At 59.9% G+C, this 26,157-nt stretch carries 24 protein-coding genes and 4 pseudogenes; 18 read left to right on the top strand and 10 right to left on the bottom strand.

What is annotated here, in order from left to right; genetic code table 11:
- The 6 genes from JQ573_RS23920 to JQ573_RS23945 all read left to right on the top strand — a co-directional run bounded on the left by JQ573_RS23920 (position 1) and on the right by JQ573_RS23945 (position 5,919).
- The gene (locus JQ573_RS23920) at positions 1–489 is read left to right on the top strand and encodes a (2Fe-2S)-binding protein (protein WP_212316057.1); all 489 of its coding nucleotides are present in this window, start codon (positions 1–3) and stop codon (positions 487–489) included.
- A gap of 38 nt (positions 490–527) precedes the next feature.
- On the top strand, positions 528–1,739 hold the full coding sequence (locus tag JQ573_RS23925) for an FAD-dependent monooxygenase (RefSeq protein ID WP_212316055.1): 1,212 nt from the start codon (positions 528–530) through the stop codon (positions 1,737–1,739).
- A gap of 33 nt (positions 1,740–1,772) precedes the next feature.
- Positions 1,773–2,489 carry an isochorismatase family protein gene (locus JQ573_RS23930; protein ID WP_212316053.1) on the top strand — a complete coding sequence of 239 codons (717 nt, stop codon included), beginning with the start codon at positions 1,773–1,775 and terminating at the stop codon, positions 2,487–2,489.
- Positions 2,486–3,346, top strand: coding sequence for an alpha/beta fold hydrolase (locus tag JQ573_RS23935; protein ID WP_212316052.1), 861 nt, complete (start codon positions 2,486–2,488; stop codon positions 3,344–3,346). Before JQ573_RS23930 ends, JQ573_RS23935 begins: the two co-directional genes overlap by 4 nt.
- A 2-nt stretch (positions 3,347–3,348) precedes the next feature.
- A complete protein-coding gene (locus JQ573_RS23940; protein ID WP_212316050.1) occupies positions 3,349–4,401 on the top strand; it encodes a leucyl aminopeptidase in 1,053 nt (350 codons plus the stop codon).
- A 168-nt stretch (positions 4,402–4,569) separates the two neighbouring features.
- Positions 4,570–5,919, top strand: coding sequence for an MFS transporter (locus JQ573_RS23945; RefSeq protein WP_249132213.1), 1,350 nt, complete (start codon positions 4,570–4,572; stop codon positions 5,917–5,919).
- Positions 5,920–6,153: 234 nt separating this feature from the next.
- On the opposite strand, the gene JQ573_RS23950 is transcribed toward JQ573_RS23945, so the two are convergent.
- Positions 6,154–6,870 carry a 3'-5' exonuclease gene (locus JQ573_RS23950; RefSeq protein WP_312011602.1) on the bottom strand — a complete coding sequence of 239 codons (717 nt, stop codon included), beginning with the start codon at positions 6,868–6,870 and terminating at the stop codon, positions 6,154–6,156.
- A gap of 238 nt (positions 6,871–7,108) precedes the next feature.
- Between JQ573_RS23950 and JQ573_RS23955 the strand changes: the two genes are divergently transcribed.
- Entirely contained in the window at positions 7,109–7,570 is a 462-nt protein-coding gene (locus tag JQ573_RS23955) for a nuclear transport factor 2 family protein (RefSeq protein WP_212316048.1), read from the top strand.
- Positions 7,571–7,587: 17 nt separating this feature from the next.
- A complete protein-coding gene (locus tag JQ573_RS40290) occupies positions 7,588–8,151 on the top strand; it encodes a TetR/AcrR family transcriptional regulator (protein WP_249132215.1) in 564 nt (187 codons plus the stop codon).
- A gap of 11 nt (positions 8,152–8,162) precedes the next feature.
- Here the strand turns inward: JQ573_RS40290 and JQ573_RS23960 are convergent.
- A pseudogene (locus JQ573_RS23960) lies at positions 8,163–9,410 on the bottom strand (cache domain-containing protein); the annotation flags it as partial.
- A gap of 107 nt (positions 9,411–9,517) precedes the next feature.
- Between JQ573_RS23960 and JQ573_RS23965 the strand changes: the two are divergent.
- Positions 9,518–9,796 carry a hypothetical protein gene (locus JQ573_RS23965; protein WP_212316045.1) on the top strand — a complete coding sequence of 93 codons (279 nt, stop codon included), beginning with the start codon at positions 9,518–9,520 and terminating at the stop codon, positions 9,794–9,796.
- A gap of 4 nt (positions 9,797–9,800) precedes the next feature.
- Here the strand turns inward: JQ573_RS23965 and JQ573_RS23970 are convergent, their stop codons facing one another.
- Positions 9,801–10,481 (bottom strand): tyrosine-type recombinase/integrase, encoded by a 681-nt coding sequence (locus JQ573_RS23970; RefSeq protein ID WP_312011603.1) that lies wholly within the window; start codon positions 10,479–10,481, stop codon positions 9,801–9,803.
- Between JQ573_RS23970 and tnpC the strand changes: the two are divergent.
- Positions 10,464–11,034: pseudogene (tnpC, locus tag JQ573_RS23975) on the top strand (IS66 family transposase); the annotation flags it as partial. The gene JQ573_RS23970 and the pseudogene tnpC sit on opposite strands and share 18 nt — an antisense overlap.
- A gap of 398 nt (positions 11,035–11,432) precedes the next feature.
- On the opposite strand, the gene JQ573_RS40300 reads toward tnpC, so the two are convergent.
- From JQ573_RS40300 to JQ573_RS23985, 3 genes are all read right to left on the bottom strand, one after another.
- On the bottom strand, positions 11,433–11,690 hold the full coding sequence (locus JQ573_RS40300; RefSeq protein ID WP_249132219.1) for a hypothetical protein: 258 nt from the start codon (positions 11,688–11,690) through the stop codon (positions 11,433–11,435).
- A gap of 572 nt (positions 11,691–12,262) precedes the next feature.
- Complete coding sequence (locus tag JQ573_RS23980) at positions 12,263–12,556, bottom strand: HdeA/HdeB family chaperone (RefSeq protein ID WP_212316043.1); 294 nt, start codon at positions 12,554–12,556, stop codon at positions 12,263–12,265.
- Positions 12,557–12,583: 27 nt separating this feature from the next.
- Complete coding sequence (locus tag JQ573_RS23985; protein ID WP_029085248.1) at positions 12,584–12,877, bottom strand: HdeA/HdeB family chaperone; 294 nt, start codon at positions 12,875–12,877, stop codon at positions 12,584–12,586.
- A 1,333-nt stretch (positions 12,878–14,210) separates the two neighbouring features.
- Here JQ573_RS23985 and JQ573_RS23990 point away from each other — a divergent pair.
- Both JQ573_RS23990 and JQ573_RS23995 read left to right on the top strand, forming a co-directional pair.
- Entirely contained in the window at positions 14,211–15,899 is a 1,689-nt protein-coding gene (locus tag JQ573_RS23990) for an aspartate:alanine exchanger family transporter (RefSeq protein WP_212316041.1), read from the top strand.
- Positions 15,900–15,910: 11 nt separating this feature from the next.
- Positions 15,911–16,501, top strand: a pseudogene (locus tag JQ573_RS23995) (dienelactone hydrolase); the annotation flags it as partial.
- Between the two features lie 200 nt (positions 16,502–16,701).
- Here the strand turns inward: JQ573_RS23995 and JQ573_RS24000 are convergent.
- From JQ573_RS24000 to JQ573_RS24010, 3 genes are all read right to left on the bottom strand, one after another.
- The gene (locus JQ573_RS24000; RefSeq protein ID WP_212316480.1) at positions 16,702–17,853 is read right to left on the bottom strand and encodes an AI-2E family transporter; all 1,152 of its coding nucleotides are present in this window, start codon (positions 17,851–17,853) and stop codon (positions 16,702–16,704) included.
- A 241-nt stretch (positions 17,854–18,094) separates the two neighbouring features.
- Entirely contained in the window at positions 18,095–20,047 is a 1,953-nt protein-coding gene (locus JQ573_RS24005; RefSeq protein ID WP_312011604.1) for a sensor histidine kinase, read from the bottom strand.
- A gap of 13 nt (positions 20,048–20,060) precedes the next feature.
- The gene (locus JQ573_RS24010; protein WP_212316039.1) at positions 20,061–21,068 is read right to left on the bottom strand and encodes a transporter; all 1,008 of its coding nucleotides are present in this window, start codon (positions 21,066–21,068) and stop codon (positions 20,061–20,063) included.
- A gap of 920 nt (positions 21,069–21,988) precedes the next feature.
- Here JQ573_RS24010 and JQ573_RS40305 point away from each other — a divergent pair.
- The 5 genes from JQ573_RS40305 to JQ573_RS24035 all read left to right on the top strand — a co-directional run bounded on the left by JQ573_RS40305 (position 21,989) and on the right by JQ573_RS24035 (position 24,771).
- Complete coding sequence (locus JQ573_RS40305) at positions 21,989–22,594, top strand: hypothetical protein (protein ID WP_312011605.1); 606 nt, start codon at positions 21,989–21,991, stop codon at positions 22,592–22,594.
- A 200-nt stretch (positions 22,595–22,794) separates the two neighbouring features.
- The gene (locus tag JQ573_RS24020) at positions 22,795–23,004 is read left to right on the top strand and encodes a hypothetical protein (protein ID WP_165128452.1); all 210 of its coding nucleotides are present in this window, start codon (positions 22,795–22,797) and stop codon (positions 23,002–23,004) included.
- A gap of 136 nt (positions 23,005–23,140) precedes the next feature.
- Positions 23,141–23,590 (top strand): hypothetical protein, encoded by a 450-nt coding sequence (locus tag JQ573_RS24025; protein WP_212316038.1) that lies wholly within the window; start codon positions 23,141–23,143, stop codon positions 23,588–23,590.
- A gap of 181 nt (positions 23,591–23,771) precedes the next feature.
- Positions 23,772–23,909: a GNAT family N-acetyltransferase gene (locus JQ573_RS24030; protein ID WP_212316476.1), complete on the top strand. Its 138-nt coding sequence runs from the start codon at positions 23,772–23,774 to the stop codon at positions 23,907–23,909.
- A 106-nt stretch (positions 23,910–24,015) separates the two neighbouring features.
- Positions 24,016–24,771, top strand: a complete 756-nt coding sequence (locus JQ573_RS24035; RefSeq protein WP_212316037.1) for an outer membrane protein — start codon at positions 24,016–24,018, stop codon at positions 24,769–24,771.
- A 406-nt stretch (positions 24,772–25,177) separates the two neighbouring features.
- On the opposite strand, the gene JQ573_RS24040 is transcribed toward JQ573_RS24035, so the two are convergent.
- Positions 25,178–25,849: a hypothetical protein gene (locus JQ573_RS24040; protein ID WP_212316036.1), complete on the bottom strand. Its 672-nt coding sequence runs from the start codon at positions 25,847–25,849 to the stop codon at positions 25,178–25,180.
- Here JQ573_RS24040 and JQ573_RS40310 point away from each other — a divergent pair.
- Positions 25,820–26,078 (top strand): annotated as a pseudogene (locus JQ573_RS40310) (integrase); the annotation flags it as partial. The gene JQ573_RS24040 and the pseudogene JQ573_RS40310 overlap by 30 nt on opposite strands.
- Between the last annotated feature and the right edge of the window lie 79 nt (positions 26,079–26,157).

The raw sequence follows: 26,157 nt of genomic DNA on the forward strand, positions 1-26,157 counted from the left end.
ATGATACATGTGCTGCCCATTTCATTCTCGTTGAACGGCCAGGCGACCGCGATCGACGTCCCGACCCATACGCTGTTGATCGATCTGATCCGGGATCGCCTTGGTCTGAAGGGAACCAAGCGTTCCTGCGACATGGAAGTATGCGGCGCGTGCACCGTTCTGCTCGACGGTGAACCGATTTCGAGTTGCACCACACTCGCCGTCGATGTCGATCGGCGGGAGGTCACGACCATTGAGGGCGTGACGCCGCCCGATGGCCTGTCACGGATTCAGAAGGCGTTCGTGCTTCACGGCGGCCTTCAGTGCGGCTTCTGCACGCCAGGCTTCATTATGGCGGTCACAGCGCTGCTGAAGGCGACGCCGCACCCGACCGACGAAGAAATCCGTCACTACCTGCACGGCAACCTATGCCGTTGCACGGGATACACCAAGATTTTCGAAGCCGTAAGGAGCCTTGCCGCCGGGCAAGTCTCCGAAGATGCCGCTTAACCGATCGCGAGACAGCGTACTTATCGTTTGGAGATGTCATGAGTATTGAACGGGTCAGTAAATCGAGCGTCCTCATTGCCGGCGCCGGCATTGGCGGCTTGGCGATGGCGCTATCGTTGCTCCGTCGCGGCATCGATTGTGATGTATTCGAGCAAGCGTCCGAGTTGCGTGAGGTAGGAGCCGGCCTTTGGGTCTCCATGAACGGCGTGCGCGTTCTTCGGGATCTTGGCCTCACCGAACAGGTCGAGCAAAACTGCATAGCGGCCGAGCGACGCTCGATTCGGCTGTGGAACACCGGGGATAGGTGGCCGCTCTACAACCGCAGCTCCGATGCAGCGCGTAATCAGCCCTATCTGCTGCTCCGCGCTCACCTGCTGAAGCTTCTCGTTGACGGCGTGCGCCAGTTGAAGCCGGGTGCCATTCATCTGAACGCCCACGTTGTCGGGTTCAGTCAAAACGACGAAGGGGTTCGGGCCAAGCTCGCCGACGGCTCCGAGGTCGAAGGGCGCGCCCTGATCGGCGCTGACGGTGCTCATTCGAAGGTCCGTCTTGGCCTTATCGGCAAGATCGAGAGCCAGTACACGAAGACCATCGCCTGGCGTGGTCTCGTGCCGGTCGACCGCCTTGCACCGCATCAGCGCGAACCCGAGGTGGCAACCTGGATTGGGCCCACCGCGCATGTCACGGCCTATCCGGTCCGCTGGCAGAACACGGTCATGATGACCTTTTCGGGCCAGGTCGACCATAACGACTGGCTGCTCGAATCCTGGTCGGAGAAGGGCTCGGCCGAGGAGTGCCTGAAGGACTTCGAGGGTTGGCATCCGGACATCATCGAACTGGTCAAGAACGTGGATACGCTGAACAAGTGGGGCCTGTTCGTGCGGCCGTCGCTGGATACGTGGTCAATGGGACGTGTCACCCTGCTCGGCGACGCTTGCCATTCGATGCTCCCATACCTCGGGCAGGGTGTGAACATGGCCCTGGAGGATGCATCCGTCCTCGCACGTTGTTTCGAGGAGCAACCCGATGACCTCCCGGTAGCATTCAAGACCTATCAGAGCCTACGGCTCGATCGTACCACGGTGGTCACGAAGTCCGCGGCCAGCATGCTGCCGATCTTCCATAGCCAAGAGCTGAGCACGCCGGAGACGGCGAGTGATTACATCAAGACTCAGTGGGCGCCGGAGGCGTCGGCTGCGCGATACGATTGGATTTACCGGTACGACGCGACCACCGTGCCGCTTCACTGACATCCCCGCGAGTATGACCGCTGGAGCACAACAGTGACTGGCATCAAGCAACCTTGGGACGATGTGATACCCCTCGATGAGCGCGAGACCTATGCTCTCGCCGGGCTGGGTGGCGCAGCGGGATTCGGCAAACGACCGGCGTTGCTGGTCATCGACGTGCAGTATCGTTCGGTCGGCGACCGGCCGATGCCGATCCGCGAAGCGATCAAGCAATACCCCACCAGCTGCGGCGAGGCTGGTTGGCATGCCGTTGCACACATCGCCGAATTGGTGCGGTTGTTCCGCGAGAAGAGGTGGTCGGTGATTTTCCCGCATGTCGCGCGGAAGGTGGGCCAGGACCAGGGCGCGTTCTCCGCGAAGATCCCCGGTATCATGCGGATCCCGCCCGAGGGCTATGGGTTCGTCCGTGAGGTGGCTCCGGAGCCCGGCGAGTTGCTGCTGCCGAAGACGCAGGCAAGCGCATTCTTCGGTACTCCGCTTGCGACGTATCTGATCGGGGCCGCCGTCGACTCGCTTGTGGTGACGGGCTGCACGACCAGCGGCTGCGTGCGGGCCTCGGTCGTAGATGCGTGCGCGCTGAACTTCAAATCAATCGTGCCGAGCGATGCCGTCTATGACCGCTCGCCCACGTCGCACGCCGTCAACCTGTTCGATATCGCCAGCAAATACGCAGATGTGGTGCCGACGGAAGTCGCAATCGAGCGCCTTCGTCCGCTGTCGGACTTCCGCACAGAGGATTGGCCGACATGAGCCGCACCCCAGCCTCCGGACTTCTGTATGGGGCACATGTGCGTGCCAACGGCATCCGTCAGCACTATCTGCGTTTCGGCGGAACAGGACCTGCTATCGTGATTGTGCCGGGCATATCGACGACCGCGGCGCAATGGGCTTTCATCGCGGAGCGATTGTGCATCGGACACGACGTATACGTGCTCGATGTCCGCGGCCGCGGCCTGTCCGAAAGTGGCCCGCATCTCAATTACTCTCTCGACGCGTGCGCATCCGATCTCGTCTCGTTCGCTGAAGCGCTCGGACTTGGTCCGTACACACTGATGGGCCACTCAATGGGCGGCCGCATCGGAATACGTGCTGCACGCTGGCGGCCATCATCTGTTGAACAGCTGATATTGATCGATCCACCGGTCTCTGGTCCGGGACGCCGGGCCTACCCGATTCCGATCGAACCCCTCCTCAAACTGCTTCATAGCGCAAAGCTTGGCGAGATCGACGCAGCTCTGCGCAGCCCTTCCGCTCCTCGGTGGCCTGAGCAGCACATCCGCGCCAGGGCGGAGTGGATGCATACTTGCGACGAGCGCGCGCTCATCGAAGGTCACAGGGGCTTTCATCACGATGACATTCATCGCGACCTCGCCCACCTCAGCGTTCCGACCGCATTAATCGTTGCGGGGCGGGGAGGGGTCATTCGGCCCGAAGATGAAACAGAAATTCGCAGATTGCTGCCGTCACTTGCGATCAGGACGCTGGAGAGCGCGGGGCACCAAATGCAGATCGACGATACCGAAGGCTTTCTTTCGATCGTTGAAGAGCTTCTAGCGCGACCGGTTCGACCGTCGCGCGTCCACGTCCAGCAAACAGGAGATCAGTGAAGATGTCCCGACAGATCGTTGATGTTGACATGCTAGAGCTTTTCAAGGCCGAGTTGACACTCTGCAAGGTGAAGAAGGGCGAAATTGTTGCGGTCCTGAGCGGCGGCGAGGATCAGCAGGAATACGCCCAGGCTTTCATGCTCGCTGCGCAAAGCCTGGGCGCAACGACCTTTCATCTCAACGTGCCGAAGTACGGCCAGGGCAAGGTCGCGGGCGTGCAGGGCCGGCATGCGCTCGCCGGCAACCAGCCGGCGATCGATACGCTCAAGCGCGTGGATATGGTGATTGATCTTCTGGGGCTGCTGTTCTCCCGTGAGCAACTCGAAATTCAGGAGACAGGCACGCGCATCCTGCGCGTGATGGAGCCCTTCCACATCCTCAAGAAGATGTTCCCGACCGAAGATCTGCGCCGGCGAACGGAGCTCTCTCGAACCCTCCTGCAGTCGGCCAGCAAAATGCGGATCACGTCGCCGGGCGGAACGGACGTCATCTATGGCCTGAAGCAATACCCGGTCATTTCCGAATACGGATACACCGATGAGCCCGGGCGCTGGGATCACTTCCCGTCAGGTTTTGCCTTTACTCAGGCGACCGACGGCGAGGTCAACGGCACCGTGGTGCTGACGCCCGGTGACATCCTCTGCGCGTTTAAACGTTACATCCAGTCGCCAGTCACGCTGACCATCAAGGATGGCTACATCGTCGACCTCAAGGGCGAAGGCACCGATGCGTTGCTCATCAAGCATTATATCGACAGCTTCGGCGATCCGCGCGGCTGGGCGATCTCGCATATCGGCTGGGGGGCGAACGAGCGTGCCACCTGGCACCACATCGCCGCTTCCCAGGAACTCTCGTCGGAGCACATTATGAATGCGCTCTCCTTCTACGGGAACGTCCTGTTCTCGACGGGTCCGAACACGGAGCTTGGCGGTACGAATGACACGCCGTGTCATTTGGACATTCCGCTTCGCGGCTGCAGCCTGTGGCTCGACGATATCCACATCCTAGACAAGGGCAATTTTGCTTATCCGGAGTTGAAGGCACCGGGCCGCTAGGCCCTGCGCATCACGCGCGCAAGTCCGGAGCCTCGAATGCGCTCCGAATGATATCGGGGTCGCGCTTGTGACCTCCAACAAATGCCGAAGTCGCCGTTCGACTCTCAAAGACGCAGCAAGCGTCTCGGCAAGTCTATCAATCTCAATCCTCCAACAGGAACGCGTCACATGTCGGCAGCCACCTCGAGTTCGGAAGACTACACCCCGGGGCAACGGTACTCGATCATGATATCGGCGATGCTGGGCTACATACTCGATTTCTATGACGTTCTGATATTCCCGTTCCTCTTGCCTGCGATCCAGCGATCGATGTCGCTATCGCTCACCGAGGTCGGTTCACTGCAAGCGCTTACGTTGTTCGGATCGGCCATCGGTGGAGCGCTATTCGGCGTTATCGGTGATCGATTTGGCCGAAAGACTTCGCTTCAGCTCACAATCGCACTGTTTTCTGTCGCCGCGATTGTTTCGGCGTTCGCATGGAATTACTGGTCTCTTGCCGCGCTGCGCTTGATCACCGGCATCGGTCTCGGCGGCGAGTACGGCGTCGGCATGGTGCTCTTCAACGAGGCCTGGAAAAAAGGCAGCCGAGGTTTGGGGGCGGCCGCGCTCCAAGGTTGCGCTGTGATCGCGTCCTCCACGGCTTCAATCGTTGGCATCTGGCTGATTGCAACGTTCAGTGACGAGTGGAGCTGGCGCATCGGTTTGCTGAGTGGCGGCGTGCCCATTCTGCTGATCATTTTTATTCGCTTCTTCATGCCTGAATCCAAGATCTGGCTGGAGTATGAAGCGCAACGCAAGGCCAGCCGGGCCACGGCAGAAGCTCGCACACTTCCCCTCGCGGATCTCTTCCGGAACGGGCTGGCACGGCAGACCGTCATCGGCTTCGTATGGTTGATGAGCTATATGCTCTGCTACTACAGCGTCGTGTCTTTTATTCCGACGCTGCTGCTGCGTGATATGCATACGCCAGGTGATGTCGTCCGTACGACGGCCATCCTGCTCTCCGTAGTCAGCGGCATTTGCTACCTCGCGAACGGCTTTTTCAACGACAGAGCCGGCCGCCGCTTCGGAGCTCTCGTGCCCGCGCTGTTTTGGGTCGGGTCTCTGGTCGGTATGGCCGTATGGGGCAGTCAGCTCTACGCCGGATCGAAGACCGAATGGCCGATGTTCTGGCTCTACATCGGTTTCGGCATTGGCAACGTGGCGCTGGGTGTGACCGGCGTCTGGATTTCCGAACTCTATCCGGTCAACCTGCGTGCGACGGCGGTGTCTACATTCTATATGGGAGGTCGAGGGCTCGGCAGCATCGCCCCCGTGATTGTACCGCTTGCGGCCGGGCATTTAGGCGGAAGCCTGCTGAACGGCATGGTGGCCGTGGCCCTTCCCGCTGCGGCTATCTTCATTCTCTCCTCACTTCTGCTTCCCGAGACCCTGGGTCGTGATTTATCCGCAAGGGGTTTTAAGGTCGACACGGAAACGGAAGGCAACATGAAGGCAGCTTCGGTCTCGGGTGTTTGACAGACGAACGAGCAGATGACGGCGCGCGCATTACTCGACACGATTCGAACGTGTGACCCTTTGCCTGCAGGCGACCCTCGGTCGATAGCAACCGGTGGTTTTCGTGGCATCGACAATCCTATGCGAGGATCGCTTGACCTCCGCATGGATCGGAGACGGTCTGACTGTTTGACCGTGGAATTCGTGTTCCTCGCTGCTTCTTGTCGCGCAGGGTAACGTACATCATCGCGGTCATTAAGGCGTCGTTGAACGCGTCATGTTGAGGAAGCGAAGGAATGTCGAGGTCCGCGAGAATTGCGGAAAACGAAAGATCGATCGAGATGTTAGGGGGGCATCGCCGTACTTCCGCTCGTAGTAGAGGCTGGAGATCTCGATGCGCGGATTTGGCGGTTTGATTCCAATGAACGGAAGAATATATTTGTCCAGCATCGCGATGTCGAAATCGACGTAGTACCCGATGAGCGGCCGCCCGCCGACGAAATGCAGGAAGTCAGGCAACAGCTTCCGGATCGGGACTTGATGCTCAACGTCGACCTGACGCAGGCGGTGTATCTTGATCGCATCCGTTCGTATGCTTGCATCGGGGCGTACGAACCCCTCGAAGCGCTCACTTGTCAGAATGCGGTTGCCTCTGATTTTGATGGCGCCGATGCTGATGACGTCGTCCGTACGTACGTTTAGCCCCGTGGTCTCGCAATCGATGGCGACAACTTCGTCCACGGGGCCGCCCTTGAACATGAATCGATATGACTGGTCGCCTATCGAAGCTTGATGAAACAGGCGTTTGATCGCGCGCGGAATCTGGCGGAGCGGGGGCGTCGTCGAAGAGAACGAGCTCGCGATGTCAATAAACGTGCTGGAATGGGCCACCCAGGCGGGGCCGTACGAGAAAGCGAAAGCGTCGATTGACCAACACTGAAGTTTGGGAGCGAACGGGTACGTCGTCTCCACGGTTCAACCTTCTCGCCGAGAAAAGCATCGGCATCGTCGGATGCGGGTCCAAGGTCGCCGCGATGCGCGCTTTGTCGCGGCCCTGACGGACCGGGTGAGCACCAAGCGGGGAGCGCAAGATGCGGGGCGCCAACCCGTGGGGCGTCCGTTTCCTCAAGAGATCGCGATCCAGAAACTGCTTGCCAAGGTATGTACCATTCGGTAAACAGTGTACCGATTGGTACAAGGAGAAACGTAGATGACCATTATCGCCCCGCCTTTCACGCTCGAAAGCGCAACTCAGAAGGTCCGCCTCGCCGAGGACGGTTGGAATAGCCGGGATCCAGAAAAGGTGTCGCTCGCCTACACGCCGGACAGCCGCTGGCGCAATCGTGCTGAATTCGCCACTGGTCGCGCCGAGATCGTTGCGTTCCTGACCCGTAAGTGGGCCAAGGAACTGGACTACCGGCTAATCAAGGAGCTCTGGGCCTTCAGGGACAATCGGATCGGTGTCCGCTACGCCTATGAGTGGCGCGACGACAGCCGTAACTGGTTCCGTTCCTATGGCAACGAGAACTGGGAATATGATGCTGCCGGCTTGATGCAGCGGCGGTTCGCCTGCATCAACGATCTTCCGATCAAGGAAGCCGACCGCAAATTCCATTGGCCTCTCGGTCGTCGACCGGACGACCATCCGGGGCTCACGGAGTTGGGACTCTAAACAGCGAGGCGTATCGCATGCGGACGCTCAACGAGCGCCCTGACGTCGTTCCCCTCATAGCCGAAGTCTTTCGGGACTTAGGCTATGAGGGAGCGTCGCTCAGCCGGATCACCGAAAAGACCGGCTTAGGGAAGGGTAGCCTCTACCATTTCTTCCCCGGTGGAAAAGAAGACATGGCGAAAGCCGTGTTGGAGGACGTTGGCACCTGGTTCGAGCGCCAGATCTTTCAACCTCTGCGAACCGACAGGCCAGACATCGCGATCCCCCGAATGTGGGAGGCCGTTGATTCCTATTTCCGGTCGGGTGCGCGCATCTGTCTCGTCGGCGCCTTTGCCCTCGACGAAACGCGGGATCGATTTGCCGACGCCATCTCGGGCTATTTCGGCCAGTGGATCGCTTCGCTGCGCGATGCTCTCGTCCGGGAAGGCTGGAGCCCCGCGAGCGCCGAAGAGCGCGCCGAGGATATCGTGCTCGGAATCCAGGGTGCGTTAGTACTGGCGCGCGCAAGCAGGGACAAAACGGTATTCGCCCGCGCAATGGCACGTCTCAAGGCACGGCTGGAACGCAGTGCCGCGCAGTGAGATCCGTCACAACCGGCTTCGATGGTGGCGTTCAGCGCAAGGAGGTTGGTCTGACCCGCGAAGTCGCTGATGAACTGCACGATGTCGCCGATCTTATGCGCCACTGACGAGAGATCTTGGACGGCCCTGTTGGTAGCCTCGGCCTGGTCGACGGCGTCTCCGGCGATCTGACGCGACTGTACCGTTTGACGTCCGATTTCCGCAACGGAAACCGCGAGTTCCTCTGCCTCAGCAGCGACCGACTGAACGCTGGTCGTCGTCTGTTTGGCAGCCGCTGCGACCGTCGACGCTCGCTCGCTCGCTTCCTGAGCTGTGGCAGACAGGTCTTCGGACATGGAGCGCATCGTCGTCGATGAACGACCTAGATTTTCAAGCGAATCCCGAACACCGGTCTCGAATTCGTCAGCGAGATTGCTGAGCATGCGCTTCTTCTCTATCTCAGATTGCGACTTGATGACATCTTGCTCTGCCCTCAGCCGGTCGCTCTCGACCATGATTTCCTTAAGCACCTGAACGGACTTCGCCATGGCGCCGACCTCATCGCCTCGCTCGAGTGCCGGAACAGAAGTGTCCGTTTCGCCCTTCGCCAGCCGGCGCATAGCTTCTGTCATGTGGGCGATCGGACCAACGATGCTGCGTCCGAGTAGAACCGACAGGCTGACCACCATCAGCAGGACAGTCGCGATTACCGCGCCAGTCCACCGCACCTCTGACCAAAAGACGGGATCTACGTCGTCGACGTAGATCCCGCTAGCAATGATCCAACCGTAAGGCTTGAAGTCGACGTTGAACGAGATTTTGGGTGAAGGCTGAGCCGCCTGAGGCCTCGAGAATCTGTAGCTCACGAATCCACCTCCCTTGAGGCCGGCGTCGATTTGCTGCCGCACGAACGCGATACCGCCGCTGTCGGCGGTTTGCCCCATGTAGGTGTCTTCCAACTTTGCGTTCGGATGGACCCGCATGTAGCCGGCCTGGTCCAAGGCAAAAAAGTAGTCGTCTCCGAAGCGAAGGGACTTCAGCAACGTCCTTCCCTGGGAAGCAGCTTGCTCGATGGTCAGCCCTCTCTCTACGCTGCCCTCGTAGTCGCGCTGCACCGCCTGTCGCGCCAGCAACACGAGGGATTCCAGTTTCGTCTTGCGGTCCTCGAGCATGGTGTCGCGCAACTTTACGAGGCCGACCGTTGCAACGACGACTATGCTCAGGATCGAGATCGCCGAAACCATCAAAAGCTTGAAAGAAATGCGAACGTTGCTCAGCATCCTTGGTCCTGCTCCGGATCGGCGCTGGCGGCGCCTAGAGGTGTCTTGGCTTTTCGATGCCAAGACTCTTCGTTCCGTGGATAAGACGCGGTTAAGAGCGTCGAACGTTGCTGGCCGAAATCACGATAACAGTTATCGAGATTTGGAATGAACAAAACCGAGGGTTCAGTAGAGGAAGTGCCTTAGGCAACGAGCATGCGTTGAAGATGGGGGAGCGCTTGACGCGTCGGCAGTCTCAGATCTCAGCTTGGCACCTCATGCCCGCGCTCGAGCGACGACGTGATGCTTTGCTTCAGCGCCGCGGCGGCTATCGCAGCGTTGCGGCGCTGGCGTTCAAGGACATCGACGCCATCAGACGAATGAATTCGATCAAGACCGCAGGATGATCCCTCACGCGCGTTTTCCCATCGGCACCACGTTTCCACCGCTCCGCGGCACCAGGGACACGACTGCCGCCCTTGCGAGGCCTTCCAAGGCGGTCGCAATGTATTTCGCGTAGTGCCGTTCGATCATTTTGACTGAGGTGTTGTGCAGTTTGGCGACCTGTTGGATGGGCAAGCCCCTTCGGAGACCGCGCACGATGCTCGAGTGCCGCAAAGCATAGGGAATCACCTCCCGCATACCGGCGCGCTCGCGAATGGCCTTCCACGGACGTGCAAGTTCGCCTCTTTTCCACGGACCGCGTTCAGACTTCTTCCACGCGATGCCCCCCGGCTCCTGTTCATGGATCCATCGCTCGAAAAGAGGTGCATCGCTTGGCCGCCCGGCGATTGGGGGCAAAAGCACGTCAATCACATCGTCGCCCACTGGAACCGGGTCTAAGCCGCTATTGCCGCCGCGCCCCTTGTAGGAGCCCGGCACCATCAGACGCCGTGCAGAAACCTGTGCGTCGCCCACGCGCATTCGCCCGACCTGGGCATATCGCGCGCCGGTCGCGGCCAGACATACGACGATCCGATATAGATCGCCATCAAACCCAAGCTCCTGATCGACTTCATACGCAGCTTGAAGGATGGCGCCAACCTCTTCATCCGTGAGAATCTGGTTATCCCTGCATTCTGCTGGTCGCATGCGACGTAACTTTTACGAACTTGCCACACCCGGTCCTGCGCCTATTGCGAGCGAGGCGCTCAAGTATATCGCCGAGTTCTACGCCATCCAAAAGGACATCCGCGGCCGCAGCGCCGAGGAGCGCCGTCTCGTTCGGCAACAGAAAGGCCAGCCGCTGGCGGAAGCCTTCGAGCGGTGGCTCCGTGCAAGGCTCGCGTTGATCAGTCAAAAGGGCAAGTTGGCCGACGCCATCCGCTATGCGCTCTCACGCTGGGAGGGCCTGATGCGCTTCATCAATGATGGCCGTATCGAGCTCGACAACAACGCCGTCGAGCGCTCGATCCGCCCGATCACGCTGAACCGGAAAAATGCGCTGTTCGCAGGCTCCGACGGCGGCGCCGAGCATTGGGCCACCATCGCCTCCCTGGTCGAAACCTGTAAGCTGAACGACGTCGATCCGCTCGCCTACCTGACCGACGCCCTCACCAGGATCGTCAACGGCCATCCAAACAGCGACATCGATCAACTGCTTCCGTGGGCCTATTGCCGTCAAGACCTCAAAGCTGTGGCCTGAGAACGACGCTTACGATCAGGCCGCGACGCCTGAGGTCGTTATTGATCTGGATCAACTTGGCCGCGCGGTTCAAGCCACCCTGGGATTTCTACCGATGGGATTGACACTCTCGGCAGGTGCGGGATGATAGTTCCGGCAGTGACGATCAAACCGTCGTTGAATTTGGTTCGCGCAAAATCCTTAGCTTCTGCCTCTGTTGCGAACGTCTTAGTTAAGCGCGGATGTCGCCTTCTTGACAGCGTGCCATCTTTCGGCACTTCAAAAGTGACATACCAAGTATGGTTCATCCCGCGATGCCGCCACCCAGTGTCGGTCGCCTGTTCTCCGCACCGGGACGATAAAAAGCCTCCGCCGGGAAACGATGAAGATCGTGTCTCCGTGGCTTGCAAACGAGTGCTTTACCGCCGCGCCCCAACGCGATTGACGCCACCATTTGCATTGCCACCGGCGTTATGACGGACCGCAGCGCGCGCCACCGGACGAGGCCGTAGCACGACGCCAGCCCTTGCGACGCAATGGGCGGGATAACCGACGTATTCGCAGTACACGACCGCCTTGGCTGGCACTGGATCGAAGGCAACGCCTGCAAGCCCCAACAGGGCGCTAGCGGCAATCCCGGCAACCGTCGCTGACTTGATCGAAAGACGCGGATGCATGGCGGACCTCCCTCGCGTGCTGTTTGAACACAGCCTGAGTGCCAAAAGGATCGCTGACGTTGACCTAGATCAAGGGAGCGACCAGCCAAGTCCATGCCAGGCTGCGAGAAACGGATTACCGCCCTGGGACGCCATCTTGAGCGGCTCGATCAGCTCGCGCTGACAAATATGATCAGCAGCGTCGAACTGAGTTCGATGAGCCGTTCTTGCAACTCGCGGCCGCTCAGGCGATGAAACGTCGCTTGAAGCACGCCGGTTACGAGGTCGCCGTCTATGCGTCAGCGTAGGGGTTGCCGGATCGCTTGCCGAGCGACAGCATTCCGAGTTGCATCCTTCTCGACGTCCGGATGCCGCCCGCAGATGGGCGACCGGAATGACCTATTAACGTCGCGCTGGTGATTTGAGCCTGGCAAATAGTATCGCTGACGGCTTCGCGGAGATGCGCACCGCCGGCTTCATACTGCATGTGACGATGTCGACCTGGTCAACCGCGAAGATCCGCCCTTAAGTTGGCAACTTCGGCTCAACCCCACCGTGGGTCACCTCCAAGAGCGAGTGTCCGGACGCTATGTCTAGTGCCAGTTCTTCTGCATTGCATTCATGACGGTATCCGACTTGTGCGTCTTGCAGTAGCTGCCTACAACCTTCGCGTTCCGCTTAACGTAGCGGATGTCGAGTTCGCTGAGATTCTTTGTCGCGCTGAAATAGCCGCCCATCCACGAACTTATCAGGGCCTGTCGCTCGGCATCTGAATCAAGGAGCTGCTTGCAGGTGAGCACCGAAAGGTCAATCACGACCTGGGCGTGGGCTGGCATAATATTCGTCAGGATCAGCACACAGAAGCTGGAAATAATAGTCCGTTTCATAAGGCCTCCGTGTGTCGCCTGTGGTCGCTATTGAGCCGTTGCGCGTTGAAGACCGGCCATCACGGTTTGCGTCGGGTTTAAAGCGCACCACGACTTCACATTCGCGACGTTTCGAGCATAGGCATTCAAGTCAACGAACACGTAACCGGTTTTCTGATTGAACCAACCGCTCATCCACGCAGAAAAGACCGCCGAGTCTTCGGCTGAAAGCGCTAGATAGTCGGCACATGTCACACGGGCCATATCGATCTTAACTTGCGCGTGGGCTGCGCATGGCCAGGTCGCGCCCGCGAGGATCAGATAGAGCACGGATTTCCGCATGATCAACTCCGTCACCAATGAGTTGCATTCAGGAAGGAGAATCGGTTGCCAGTATTGATTCAGATCAATCTGCGAAACGCGGCGGCGGGTTTGATCCAGATCAAGCTCTTTCTTTTGTGCCGCGCCGCACTAGGAAGCCTGTGACAAGCACAGAAGCAGTCGAGACGTGCCCCTCTTATCGACAATGGCCTTGAGGCCGCAGACCTTCACTGCCGTCGCGTCACAGGCGGAGGCTGCCGATGCGGATCCTGATGCACGTCTTCTCCTATTCAGTCAGTCCGGTCGGCCGCCACAAACGACAGAACGGAGTGGAGGATTCTCCCGACCGTGGTGTTCCAGGAGTTTTTCAATAAGGAGCGCTGCCTGAGAGCGCGAGGCGCATGTGAGCGCGCTGCGCGGCCCCCGGCCGTAGGGCGCGCATCGATAAGGCTCGATGCGCGCCTGGGTCGCCCGCGTGCTGGCGGCACGACCTCGTCATCAGGGCCCGGGTTGATGCGTGTTGCAAGGGCCGGTGAAGGTGTCGCATCGCCGGCCGAGGCCGTTTCCCACAATGCGGCCATCAATTGAAGACCGGGATAGCCGTTGAACTCCTGCGTCACGGAGAGGTCGGCCACGCGGCATCGTATTTCGCACGGTCGCCGCCGCGGGCTCAAACCTTTGCTGCCTCGACCAGATCTCGCTAATCGTCCGCCCGTCCGCTGGGCCCGGAAATGAACTGATCGATGCGCTTCTGCTTGGGCATGTCTCTCTCCCTATCTTCGCGCGGTCGCGGACGGACCGTGATGCCGGGCCGCATCGATCCATTGATCCAAGTCAACGGTCGTGCGCCTCGGAGGCGTCCGAATGCACTTCCCGGTGCAATATCGTCCGAGGCAGCGGGCGGGCCGACCGGCGTGCGATGAAACAGTTCACGTCGGAGCCGCCCGGCTGACGATGCGGCCGGGTGCTCTTCCTTTGAATCAGACGGTTGCCCGGCGTTGCCCTCTCCGACCACGCTGTCGAGCGACTGGACGGCGCGTTCATATGCGGGCCTCGTTGAGGTCGGCTTCGCGGCGCGGCAGCGCGTTCAAGGAAGCGATCACAGGGATACCAAGCTTCGTCCAGTTGCAGACCCAGCCGTAGCCCCAAAGCAGAACACGATTGGTACCCTTTCGTCGCGGTGCGTCGACGAAGCAGTGACGATGTCCATCATGCTCATCGGCGAAACGTCGACTGTCCCGAATCCTGAACGGCTCAATAGGCGACGGCTTGCCGTCGGCGAGGATTGATCTGAATCAAGCATCGCCGGGTTTCACGGATCAGATTCTGCGCAAATGGCTGGAGGGCATGCGCCATGGGTACCGTCAGGTGGATGATCTCCACCGCTCCGGAAATCTTCCTGCTGCTTTCCATCGCCATCGGCACGGTGCTGGGCCGAGTCAAGATTCGTGGTTTCTCGATCGGAACGACAGCCTGCATACTGGTGGTGGCCGTTCTCATTGGTCAGCTCGGGACCTTTACATTCCCGTCGGTGCTGCGCGTGCTTCTGTTCAGCCTGTTTGTGTTCACGATCGGCTACCGGTCCGGCCCCGAATTCTTCGCCTCCTTGAGCATCCGCACCCTGGCGCAGGTCGTCATGGCGCTCGTGCTCGGCAGTACGGGCCTCATCCTCGTTTTGATATTTGCATTCACGTTCAAGCTCGATCCGGGCACGGCCTCGGGACTTGCCGCCGGTGGGCTGACGCAATCTTCCATCATCGGCACGGCGTCCGGAGCGCTCGCGCAGGTCGGCCTGTCCAGTGATGCTTTGAAGCAGCAGGAAGCAAACATCGCAGCCGGATACGCCGTCACCTATGTCCTCGGCTATATTCTCACGCTCCTGTACGTGCCGTTTGTCGCACCGAAACTGATGCGGATCGATTTGAAGGCGGAGGCGGCGAAGCTGGAGGCCGAGCTTTCCGGCGGCAACCCGCCACAAAGTGAAAATCTCCACTATCGCAAATTCCAGGCGCGCGCGTACCGGGTATGGGCCGCCGCGGGACGCACGGTCAAGGACGTCGAAGAGGAAATCGGCAGCCGCACTGTCGTCGAGCGAATCGTGCGGCAGGGAGCCGATATCGAGCCGCGCCTCGACACCATTCTCGAACCCGGCGACGACATCGTCGTCGCCGGGCGAACCGCTGCCCTCGTCGCGGCAAAGCCGGTCATCGGCAAGGAAATCGATGCCGACGAAATCCTGAAGGCAATCCCAGGCAATGTGATCGACGTCCTCGTCGACAGCCGCCATCTCCATGGCCGATCGATCAAGGAGATCGCTGAACGCGTCGGCAACGACGCACGCGGCGTCTATCTCCGTACGCTGACCCGGATGGGCCGCGAGGTCCCGTTGGGCCCGGACACTCGCGTCTATGTCGGAGACGTCATGACGCTCGTCGGCAGCACTCGCAACATCGAGCGCGCCGCCACGAAGGTCGGGCAGATCCTGCGCTCCGGCGACCGCGCCGACATCGCCTTTCTCGCAACCGGCATCGCCGCGGGCCTCCTCGCGGGTCTCGTCAGCTTCAGGGTCGGCGGCATCCCGCTGACCCTGGGCGGCGGCGGCGGCGCGCTGATCGCTGGCCTCGTCTGCGGCTGGCTGCGGTCGCGCCGGCCGACCATCGGAGCGTTACCACGCGCAGCACAGCAGACACTGAGCGATCTCGGGCTCGGTGGCTTCATCGCAGCAATCGGCCTCGGCAACGGAGCCGCGGCCTGGGCTGCGATACAGGCGCACGGGGCCTTGCTGGTGGGCATGGGCCTGGTCGTCACGCTGGTGCCGCTGATCATCGCGACGCTGTTTGCGCGCTATGTGTTGCACATGAATCCGGTCATCACCTGCGGGGCGCTGGCTGGCGCCATGACCGTCGATGCTGCGGTGACCGGAGCCTGCGAAGTCGCCGAGAGTCAGACCCCAGTACTCGGCGTCGCAGTGCCCTACGCCATCGGCAATGTCGTCCTGACCGTGCTCGGCCCGATCATCGTGGCGCTCACTTATACCGGCTGACGGAGGTGACGATGCGTAGGCAATTGGCTGCAATCTTCCGACCGCTCTTGACGGCTTTGGTTCTCCTTGCCGCCTTCGGCTTGCCGGCCATCTCCGGGGACAATGTCCGCATCTAGGAGGAGATCTGGGCGCTGCCGCTGCCACTCCCGATATTCGCCCCGTCGGCTACGGCCCCTTCCCGTTCGCGATCATGAATCATGGCATCTCGCTCAAGCCGGTCGATTGCGGCTTCTTTCGGCTGGTTGAATTCCGCGACGCCGCGAAGTGGTTCGCCAAGCGCGGCTACATCGTGGTGGCGCAGGTCGATCTCTGGATCATCGACTACATGGTGGCCGAGAAACGCGTTCTCCCGAACGACGACGTCGTCGTCGGACACTCCGCCGGCGGCTGGGTTTCCATCGCTGTCGAGTGTGAACCCGCCGCAGGTCAGGGCGATCATCACCTTCGCAGCAGGTCGCGGCGGTCGCGTCGACGGCAAGCCCAACAACAACTGCGCGCCGGAGAGACTGGTCGAAGCGACCGCGGATTTCGACCGCACCTCGCGGATGCCGATGCTGTGGTTCTATGTTGAGAACGACACGTTCTTTGGCCCGGCGTTGTCGATCGTGACGATCACAGCCATCAGGTGCGATCGAGGCAGCGCCGTGTCCTACAATCCGGTGGTGCGGGCGACGCCGATTGCCGCGACAGTCACCAGCGCGTGAATCTTGATGTTGATCACGCTGATGACGGTGCCAAGCGGGAACTGGCCTGCCATCGCGTGCCCCCGTCGCGGACTCGGCCATGCTCTTGGTTTGGTCGGTCAGCGATTGTTATCCAGCGCATGGGCTGATGAGACGCCTTGATGCAGATCAAGAGAGCGCGGCGGCCCATAGCCAACATCTCCCCGCTGCGGAGCGTGTTCGGTACGAATCCAGGCAACCGTCAGCTCCCAAGCCACGGACAGAATGATCGGTCCGATGAAGAGGCCAATGATGCCATGGACGAGGGTTCCCCCGATCACCCCGATCAGGATGACGAGTGCGGGCGTGGTAAGGCCTCGCCCCATGACGAGCGGCTTTAGGATGTTGTCGAGCACTGATACGATCACGAGAAACACCGTCAGCAGAAGCGCGATCGGGAATTCCTTGGCGGTCCAGATCCAGATAATGACCGGCAGGATGACGATCGTTCCGCCGATCTGCACGATCGACAGCAATAGCACCACGAACGCCAGCAGTCCCGCGCTGGCGATACCGGCCAGCTTGAACCCAATGCCGGCGAGCAAGGATTGGACGATCGCGACGCCGATCACACCCTGGGCGACCGCACGGATGGTGGTACCCGCGAGGTCCAGAAAGTGCTCGCTCTGGTCCGGCACGATCCGTGACAGAAAGTCACGACCTGCGGCCACGAGTTGCGGGCCATATGGAAACAAGACGCCAGCCACGACCACGGACAGCAGGAACTTCACGGTCCCCACACCGGCATTGCCGGCAAATCCAAGCAAGGTCGTCGCGAGGGGCTTGAGATAGGGCACCACTTCGCGCAGAAGCGAACGCAGATTGGTCGAGGCCTGATCCCAGAGATCGAAGAGCCGAGGCCCGACGAGTGGCCAATCCTTGATCGATTGTGGTGGCGAAGGAACCAACACCTCGCCCGCTGTCATTTGACCGGCAAGATCCCTGATCCCGTCGACTGCGCCCATGCCGAGCCACGTCGCGGGCCCAATGACAACGGCAAGACTGATAACGGTTAGGATCGCTGCCGCAAGTTTCGGCCGGCCGCCGAGGATTTTGGCGCGGCGCTGAAACACCGGATTAAGCGCGACGGCGAGCACGACACTCCAGGCCAGGATTGGCACGAACGGACGGATCAGGAGCAGTGTCCAGGCGATCAGGACCGCGAGCAAACCCAGCCGGATCACAAGCTGGATGATCTCGTCTCCGGAGATGATCTGACGGAGTGTTCTCACGGACGCGCCTTCAGCCTTGGCCACGCAAGTTGCGGGTGAGAGAGCCTAGTCCCCCCTCTCGCGCGGAGGGCTTGATCCAGATCAAGCGAACACGACCGACCGGGAGGCCCATAGGCGGGATTTGGCAAGTGCGCCGCCTTGCTGACTGACGACCGATCCACTCGCATTCTTGCAGCCACCGGCATGGCCTTCGGATGGATCGGCTCGACGGTGGCTTTCGGCGCGGAGCCGCCGCTCTGGGTCAACCAACAAGAGGAAGCCTGATCCTAAACGACGCGCCGCCCTGATCCCTATTTCTCGCTGATATCAGCCCCTTGTGTGCCTGGACAATAGTGCGCGCGATGGATAGTCCCATGCCCATGCCTTCGGCCTTGCTGGTGTAGAACGGCTCGAAGACCCCTTCTAGTTTGTCTTCGGGAATGCCCGAACCTTGATCTGACACGGATAGCTGAGCGAAGTGTTCGACCCGCGAAGTTCGGATGCTGATGATGCGATTCTCGCTCGGCGTGTCCTTCATCGCGTCGACCCCGTTCGCGACAAGGTTCAGAATGACTTGTTGAAGCTGGATGCGGTCGCCGAGGACCGGAAGCGCACCCGGCGCTATCACGCCGATCAACTCGACCTTTCGTGCGACAGCCAACGCCGAGAGAAATTCGATGGTTTCCCGCGCGACGTCATTGAGGTCGAGACGTTTCAGTTCGAAGGGGGCCTTTTTCAGAAGGCTGCGCATGCTCCGGATGACCTCGTTAGCGCGCCGGTCATCGTTCAAAATATCGTCCACAATCTCGTTCAGTTCGGAAATGTCAGGGCTGGGAGATTGCAGGATTGCCTTTGCGGTTTCGGCGTTCGTCAGAATAGAGCCGAGCGGCTGGTTGATTTCGTGAGCAATCGAGGCGGTCAGTTCACCAGCAGTCGAGAAGCGATTGACATGAGCAAGTTCAGCCATGCGCTGCCGCGCCTGCACTTCGGCAAGTTGACGCCGACGATGCTCACGCAGCAGGACCGAGATAAACCCGGTCTGTATCAGAATGATAGCGACGATGGATGCGATCTGCCACCTATACCGCTCCCAAACCGTTGGCTGTCGGAAGTAGACGGTGCTGCCAATAGGCAGGTTACTGTCGCTGATCCCAAACCGCTGCATTTGCCGCCAGTCAAATTTTGGCGATGCGTATTCGATGGCCGGAGTTTTGATATTGCCTGCTTTTTCTCCCTCAAGGATGCGCATGGCAACGGCTGCGGCTATCCGCCCTCCCTCCAGCGGAGAGAACATCGGGCCGCCAACGACATTCTCTCCGAAAAAAGAACCATCGAAAGAGAAAATCGGCGCGCTGGCTGAGGCAGCGAGCTTATTCAGAGCATTGCCCGTTTCGTGTGTTATCCCTGCCGCATCGACATTCATTAGAACAAAGAAGATTGCGGTATGAGGCGGAAGATGTTTCGCTTTTTTAAGAAGTTCGTCGAATGGAAGTTCATCGTACCATTTTAGCTCGACCCGGCCCGCGAGTGGCGCGAGTTCTCGACGCATTTCTTCCGTCCAAAATCGCTCTATCTGAGAAGTGCCGTTTATAATTGCGATGGTCTTTGTGTCGGGCAAGACGCGCATGATATTCTCGAAAAGAAACGGAACATCATTCGTGGCCGACACTACAGCGTCATTATCCGTCAGTTTTTCATATTGAACTACGCGCTCGTCTACGGCTGTAATGATCATCGGCACCATTGGAAAAATAAGCTGACGATGGCGCTGGATGAAACTGGCTGCCGGTGCGCCAAGGGCCACGATAAGGTCGGGCGGATGGTCCCTGTAGACGGTGCTAAGGTACTCAACGACGGCACCTTCCAATTTTTCCTGAGATTGGCCGGCATTCACAAGTGAATGTTCCAGAAATTCCACCGAACTCTGCGAGTGCAGGTCTATTTCTGTACGAATGGCCTGAGCGTAGTCGCTCCAAGGTTTGGAACGAGGACCGAATGAATGCAGCATCAGAACTCGCTTGGGCCCTGGATCAGCCGCCTGACTTTGACCCAGCGTCGCCAGCAACAATGCGGCCGCCAGCGCAGCGGCGAAGGTCCAGGTGCAAAAAGATCGCCATGATAAGGCAACTAGCCAAAACTGCATTGCTGTCTTGCCGCGACGATGGCCCGCGCCTGATCGAGCGAACAGAACGGCTACGGACTGTCGCCCTGCCATACGACATCCTTCCTCAATATCCGTCGCCCCAACGATATTGCCACGCGATAGCAATTGCCGTCAGTTCGCTTCCTGTGCGGGTCGTGATGCCGGTACTGGCAGAGAGCTTGAGTGAGTTCTGTCGATTGATCGGCAAAGCGACCGTCAAGCCAGCTCGCGTTATCGCCTGCTCGTTATCACTTTTGACGCCGTTGAGGGCCGTGCGGCCGCCCGCGAAATAGAGCCCGTCCAGCGCCATCCATACGCCGGACTGAAACGTATAGATGACATGTCCCTGCACGGCATAGATTGGAGCCTGCGAGAACGTATTGCCGCCGAAGAAGTCGGTGTTGTTGCTGAAGAAAGTTACGCTTGGGGCTAGCTCGGCGGTCCATGGACCCCATGCCTTTGAAATCCCGAACTCGGGCCGGAATGACCAGCGATTTCCGCCTAGGTTGAGCAGCTTCGTGGTGTCATACTGCCCGACCGGCGCGGAGACCTGCATGCTTACTCCGACGATTAGATCCTGCCGATAGCTGGCGAATTCCTTCGCCGAGAGCGCGGGTGCCCCAAACAAGTTGACCGAGAAGCGAAATCGCGGATCGCCCAAGCCCAACATCTCCCGCTCGCGCGGCTCACCGTTCACGAGGCCATGCGCGGCGAAGGACGATGTCGGCACGATCACATCAAGCTTGGCAGACTGGCCCGCAAGCTCGAAGGACCGAACATAGGCCAGCACCCCGGTGTCGGAGCGGAATGTGGTATTGGCAATCGCCGTGTTGGGATCGAACGCGAGCTTGCCTTGCGAGTAAGCGTAACCCGCGATCAGAAAATTCAACCCGATAGGCGTATTAGAGTAGGATCGCGGCTCCGCCTCCTGTCCATTCGCATTGGAGACCACGGATAAAGCGGCAATCATTCCGCATGCCAAGCCGAGAGAGAGCCGGCTTGCGACACGCGCTTCAGGCGCATCGGAGCTTGCATCGACCACAATGGGCGCATCACTGACCGTCAATTGCACCCCAACGCCATGCCGGTTCATCGAAGCATCCTACCAAGCGACCCTGTCGGTTCAAGGGATCGAACGGTCCATTGGCAACCTTCGTCATCGTTTTATGCTTCAGGCACGAGGAGCCACGCAAAGGCCCAGCGATCCATCTCGCCAAAATCGGTATCCGGGGTAGCGCGGTCCCCGCATAAGTTGCGCCCTCGACAGGACCCTTAAGGAACGATGACGAACATCCGGCATCGCAGCGCCTTCACCAGTTCTCGGTAGGACTACAGAGAGGCCCTATTCACTGTCCTAGGCATATAAGTTTCGATAGGTCGCAATTCGTTTTGACCCAAATCAACGAGCGGACCGGCAACAGCTTCAAACGTTCACAGCATGAAATGGGATCGGATAACGATGGCTGGCTGCGTCTCAATCGCACTTTCCGTGCTGATCCTGATTGTCATCTTCACGATGTAGCCGAGCGCCTTCCGGCGCTCTCCGTGGGTGAACGGAGTTCCGGTGATATAACTTTTTATGGCTTGGCACAAACTGCACTGGCGCTACCGAGTTTTCCCGGCTTTGGTCGTCAACCTAAAAGAGAGGACGTGCGTTATGCCGGACGACCTACTCTACAAGGTGCTCGCTGTAGTTTTCGGGCTTTGCCCTGTCGCACTGACAGCCGCCGTTATGTTTATTTCAGGATAATTCCCCGCAACCTGGCCCGACCAACCACCCGGGATGGTAGATGGCCCCAGTACCGGCCCCCGTGGCCCCAAAAAGGTGTTGCCGGAGCGCTCGACCAGAGGCCGCCTCAGTTGGCGGCCTCTTTCATTTATTGACGCGATCCCATGTCGCCTCTTGGCCCTTTTCGCAAGTGCCGCGCGGGCTATCGAAAGTCCGGTGTCGGGGTGAAGCGGACGTTACTGTTGCGTGCTCCGACTTCCGCGTTTTCGCGCGATAACGGGAACGTGACCGATGCCCCGGCTGAACGTCTAGCTACGTTGATCTGCGTCAATACGCGTGGAGGCATGCATTCATTGGTGAAGGATGGGGTGGGTATTCCTCAAAACGGAGAAGAGCTCATGAAGTATGTAAGAAAGGCAGCGCTTGCAGCTTCTGCCTTCGGTTGTGCAGCACTGTTCTCCTTTGGTTGGGCTGAGCAAGGCGGCATCTCGCTGTCAGTCGAGAGCGCCCAGGCGCGGGTTGGTCGCCCGCTAACCCCCGTGAGCGTTGCGGGCGTTGCGCGTCGTCAGAACCGACGGGCGGCCTACTACGGGGCAGGTGTTGTCGGCGCAGGCGTCGCAGCGGTCGGCACGGGTGCCGCTATCGCCGCCACTGCTGCGCCTAACGCTTGGGGAAACAACAATTGGGGGAACAACAATTGGCGCGGCGCTTACGCGGCCCAAACTGATCCTTACTTTGGGCAAGCTCACTACGTCCACAGGGCTTACCCCGGACATAGCCCCTACTACGGTTATTCCGGATGGGATGATTACTCGGCGCGTAACGGCATCAAATGCACACCGGGTGGCACAATTAAACTTGACGACGGTCAGATGTATTTCTGCCAGTAGGGGCTCCACCTTCGCATCGCGAAAGAGGCGGCTTTCTCGGCCGCCTTTTTGCGAGCTGCTCAGACGAAGGAGTATTAATTGATTGACCTAGATCAACACTCCGCCGGTCTATCAGATTGCCTATAACTGTTGTCGACAATATGGACACAGACCAGACAGCCTTTGCCGTCTACCCAATGTGACAACAGGGAGTAGGTGCAATGAGAGCTTTCTCAATTATCGGACTGCTGTTTGCAGCAGTGGTGCTGGCGACCGTTCCGGTCTCGCCGCAGGTGACTCCGCGCGGCGTCGAGTTAAGCGTTGATCAAGCGCAGGCCATCACGTACCGGCGCGCCCGCGTGACTGCGCGTCGTGTCGACCGTCGCGATTTCCGCCAAACACGGCGCGCCGTGCGGCGTGGTGTCTATTAACGGAGCACGATGGGCAAGGATGATGGCGCGGGCAAAGTGAGCCAGAACCGGTTCCAGTCGCCGCCGTGCGGCTCGATCGACGACGTAGCAGGACGAGCCCAGGTCAATGTTTCGGGGGCGCACCGGAGCGACCGGCATGCCACTGGCGGCATATTTCTGGAAGGTCGGAGCAGTGTTGCTCGCGCTGCTCTTTGTTGCAGATTATTGGCTGCCGAGAGCCCCAACCGTCGATCAGGCGGCTGCGAACCGGCCGGCCGTACTTATCCACTCAGATCGCAAATGGCCCGAGCGTGTTGTCTTCGATACCCAATCGCCGGTGATCGTCGCCGCTGCGCCCGTGGCCGAGGCAACCGAAGTCGCAACTTTGTCGGATGTGGCCGAACCGCCAATTACCGTCGCACAGAGCCCGGCGGTGGCGAATTCTTTCGCGATGCTGCCGGATACACGCCCGCCTGAAACCGTCGATCGCAAGCGACAACGCAAGAAGTTGCATGTTGCGGCTCGACCGAGGCGAAACGTCCAGCCGCAGATGCTTCTGGCGGCACGACGGGGGCAGTTCGGCTGGTTCGGCTTCGGAACCTGGTGATCGGCGTCCGGTCGAGACCTGTATCTCACTCAGCGTTTCATTGTTCATCGATAAGCCAAGCTTGGATGCGGGACGACGGAATGAGTTGCCTTGGGACGTGCGGATTGATCATGCCCGCAAATACAGCGAGACCTTCAAAAGTTCAATTCCACGCTGGTCAGGAGCTTGAGGAGTAGCCGAGATCGCCTTCGTGGTGATCGACGACTACCAGGGACAGGGCGTCGGCACCTTACTCATGCACCACCTTCTCAATCTAGCGCTCGGACAACGACACCAGGAATATGTACGTACAGTGTCGTGCATAAACGTTTGCATTTGAGTGTTGCCATTTTGTTACGGAGATCTTGCCCGACGCACACTACGCTCTGCGCTGGTAGTGCAAGTGGTTTGCACGCGAGCGTGCAGTTGAGAGAGGGGACACTGGGATGAGAAAGTTCTTCGCCGCCGCTGTCAGTTTCGCGGCAATTGCAATGGCCGCCGCACCTGCATCGGCCGCCGACATGGCAGTCAAGGCTCCGCCTCCGGCTCCGCTGCCGGTGATCTACAACTGGAGCGGCTTCTACATAGGCGCCAACGGCGGCTGGGGACAGAGCCGCAACTGCTGGGATTTCGTTGGGGTGGCCGGTACGGTCATCGGTGACGGCTGCCGCGAGCGGTCAGGCGGCCTCGTCGGCGGGCAGATCGGCTACCGTTGGCAGGCCAATCAGTGGGTGTTCGGGCTGGAAGCCCAGGGGGATTGGGCTGATCTCAGCAGCCAGCGTGTCAGTATTATCGCTCCGGCGTTCTCGACCCGCACGAAAACGGACGGCATCGGGCTTTTCACCGGCCAGATCGGCTACGCCTGGAACGCCTCTCTGCTGTACGTGAAGGGCGGCGCGGCGGTCACGAGCAATCGTTTCAGCATCCTTAGCACGCTTACCGGCGCCGAACTGGCCTCCGCAAGCGCGACCCGCTGGGGTGGGACCGTGGGTGTAGGCTGGGAGTACGGCTTTGCACCAAATTGGTCTGCCGGTATTGAATACGACCACCTGTTCATGGGGGACGCGAACAATTCGTTCTCTGTCGCCAACCCGATTGTTGCCGGTGCGCTCAATCGGATCAGCCAAGACGTCGATATGGTCACCTTGCGCATCAACTACCGCTTCGGCGGCTATTCGACGCCGGTGGCGGCGCGCTACTGACAGCCAAGCTATCTCCAGCGGACCCAAAGCCCCGGCCTCGGCCGGGGCTGTCTTATCGAGCCTGTCGGGCAGTGGTTGTTGCGAGTGATGATTTCGCGCACGCGGCGGTTCCGCGAAAATCAGGAAAGGCGACTCATTGAGCCGCCTCTTCCGAAGAAGTGGACGTCGACAGCACCGTGAGGGACACCAGTGTGAGAAAGGTCGGAGCCCGCTATCACAATGCCAACCTTTCCCGGCTTTTGCGCTGGCAAGGCCGTAACGTGCTGTGCCCAGCGCTGAAGTGCCTCGCGCATCTCGGCCGCGTACCGGGCCCGGTTATATACCCCAGCCACGCCGGCCCGGTGGCCGCTGACGTGGTTTAGGATCGCCTCAACGATGTGCGGCAACACGCCAAGTCGGTCGGCCATCACCGTGGACGCCGATCTCCGGAGATCGTGAACTGTCCAATGGGGGAGGGTTTGCCAAGGGCCTGGGCGATGCGCTCATCAAGCGCTGCCTTCGATTTTGACCAGCCGGAGAACCCGCGATGCCGGTCACCGCTGCGTCGGGGTCCGCCACCAAAGAGGAAGTCTCTGCCGTTTCGGCGGGGCGGGAGTAGGGCCAAGGCGGCGGGAACCAATGGTAGTAAGTGCTCGCGATGGTTCTTGGTCCGGGCGCTTGGCAGCGTCCAGAGACCCGAGAGGGTATCCAGTTCGGCCCATTGCATGCTGCCTACCTCATCACGGCGTTGGGCCGTGAGCAGCAACAAACGCACAATGTGTCCGTAATCATCCTCGCCGCTGGCCCACCTGATGGCTGACAGCTCCGTCTCGGTGAGGACCCGTTCGCGGCTTCCCGGCTGCGCGGGTCGATTGGTGCCGAGAACCGGGTTCGCGGCAATGTCGAGTCCCTCGCGTATTGCCCAGTTGAACATTGAGGACAGGGCTGTACGGGCGCGGGCTGCTGAGACCTTTCCATGATCTGATGCGATGTCAGCGATACGAGCCGAGATATGACGGCGGGTGATCTGGAAGACCGAGACCGGATGCAGGGATTTCCAACTGACCAACAAGTAGCGTTCAAAGCGCTGGTCGGGCACGCGAAAGGCTCGGTGACGAGCTAATACATCCATACGCTTGATACGGCGGTCATCATGACGGCGGACACAATCTCCGGCTACATCAAGGCCTCCTTGACGGCATCGAGTTCAAGCAAACCGCCTATGCGCTCGACCGCGACTCACGAAAGCTGCCCTGGCCCGCATCCTGAAGAGGGCTTCGGGTGGTGATCAGGAGGAGGCCGAAGATGGATGCCGTCCGGCGACCTAGACCATGCGCAGACCAATCGCGCGGCCCCAGCAGTCGACGACAAACTCTCCGAAAGCCTAACCAGCGCGCAATGTACGTC

This window comes from Bradyrhizobium sp. AUGA SZCCT0105, assembly GCF_018129565.1.
Classification (GTDB): Bacteria; Pseudomonadota; Alphaproteobacteria; order Rhizobiales; family Xanthobacteraceae; genus Bradyrhizobium.